Origin of the sequence: Janthinobacterium sp. CG_23.3, from assembly GCF_046115965.1 — a bacterium.
Lineage (GTDB): Bacteria > Pseudomonadota > Gammaproteobacteria > Burkholderiales > Burkholderiaceae_D > Janthinobacterium.
On record NZ_JBJXIB010000271.1, the window covers coordinates 1 to 1,305 of the forward strand.

The 1,305-nt window shown below is 77.5% G+C and carries 3 protein-coding genes; all 3 read right to left on the bottom strand.

All coding sequences use genetic code 11. The features are described 5' to 3' along the window. Window positions 1–193, bottom strand: a 193-nt coding sequence (locus tag ACFDR9_RS27710) for a hypothetical protein (protein ID WP_409033077.1), incomplete at its 3' end; no start/stop codon positions are given. Further along, the gene (locus tag ACFDR9_RS27715; RefSeq protein WP_017874514.1) at window positions 190–744 is read right to left on the bottom strand and encodes a hypothetical protein; all 555 of its coding nucleotides are present in this window, start codon (window positions 742–744) and stop codon (window positions 190–192) included. The genes ACFDR9_RS27710 and ACFDR9_RS27715, both read right to left, overlap by 4 nt. Beyond that, a partial coding sequence (locus ACFDR9_RS27720; RefSeq protein WP_409033078.1) for a PilN domain-containing protein occupies window positions 741–1,305 on the bottom strand: 565 nt, incomplete at its 5' end. The genes ACFDR9_RS27720 and ACFDR9_RS27715, both read right to left, overlap by 4 nt.

Below are 1,305 nucleotides of genomic sequence, written 5' to 3' on the forward strand. Positions count from 1 at the left end.
ACCCCATCTCCGGCGGCGACCCCGGCGCGCGCTGGCGGGCCGCGGCGCGCGCGCCGGGCGGCGTGACCGCAACCGCGGCCGCCGTCGCCAGCGCCGGCGCGGCGGCGCCGCGCCAATACGTCCAGCCCGAGGCGAGCAGCGCCAGGCCGAGCCCGACGCCGAGGATGGCCGGGCGGGACGGCCGGGCACTCATCGGGCGCTCCGGAAATAGGCGGAGAACTGAAGCTGGGCTTCGACGGCCGCGTCGGCCCTGCCGGCGCGGCTGATACTGGCACTGTCGAGCGCGACGTGCGGCAACTCGCGCTGCACCTGGCGCACGAAGCCGCGCACGGCCGGGTAAGCGCCCTTGACGGGCAGGCTGAAGTTGTACCGTTCGACGCCGTGGCCGGCGTCGGCGCCGAACTGGTAACTGCCCTTGTCGATCAGCAGGCGGCGCGCGTCGGCGGCGGCCTGGACCTGGATGACCGCCGCGCCGAGCGCCTCGTTGCCGCCCGCCGGAAAACGCGCCAGCAGGCCGGCGACCTGCGCCTGTTCCGCTGCGCGGCCGGCGTCGGACGCGTGCGCGCGCGCCGTCGCGGCCTGTGCCTGCCGGTGGCGTTGCTGTTCCTCGGCCAGCGCCGCCGCGCCGGGCAGCGTGACGGCCCAGTGCAGCAGGGCGGCGCCGAGCAGCAGCGCCACGCTGGCCAGCCGCGCCGGGCCGGCCTGCACCAGCCAGCGCCGCAGATACCACAGCGCGCGCGTCACCGGCGCTCCTCGGCGGGCGCCGCCGCGGCGGCCGCGCGCCAGTTGGCCATGAAGGAAAAACGCAGCACCGGCTGGCCACCCTCCCGCGCCTGCAGCTCGTGCGAGGCAAGGTGCACGGCGCCGAGTCCCGGCGCCTTGCCCAGTTGCTGCATATACGCGTGCAGCGCCCGGATGTCGCGCGCTTCGCCGCTGATGAGGAGTTCGCGCGTGTCGGCGTCAGCCGACACGCCCAGCAGCGCCACGCCCTCGGCCGGGACCGCTTCGACGGCGCCGAACAAGGCTTCCCACGGGCTCGCCAGCGCCCTGTGCACGCCGGCCAGGTGCTTCGCCTTGCCGGCCAGCTCGTCCCCGGCGGCGTCGGCGGCGGCCGCTTGCTCCGCCACCGGGGGCGCCTCGTCGAGCAGCAACTGCCAGGCGCCGCGCTGGGCCGCATAATCCCAATAAGCCTGCCCGGCCAGCAGGGCGGCGGGGGGGGGGGGGGGGGGGGGGGGGGGGGGGGGGGGGGGGGGGGGGGGGGGGCGGGGGGGGGGGGAGGGGGGGGGGAGTGGGGTCTTTTGTTCC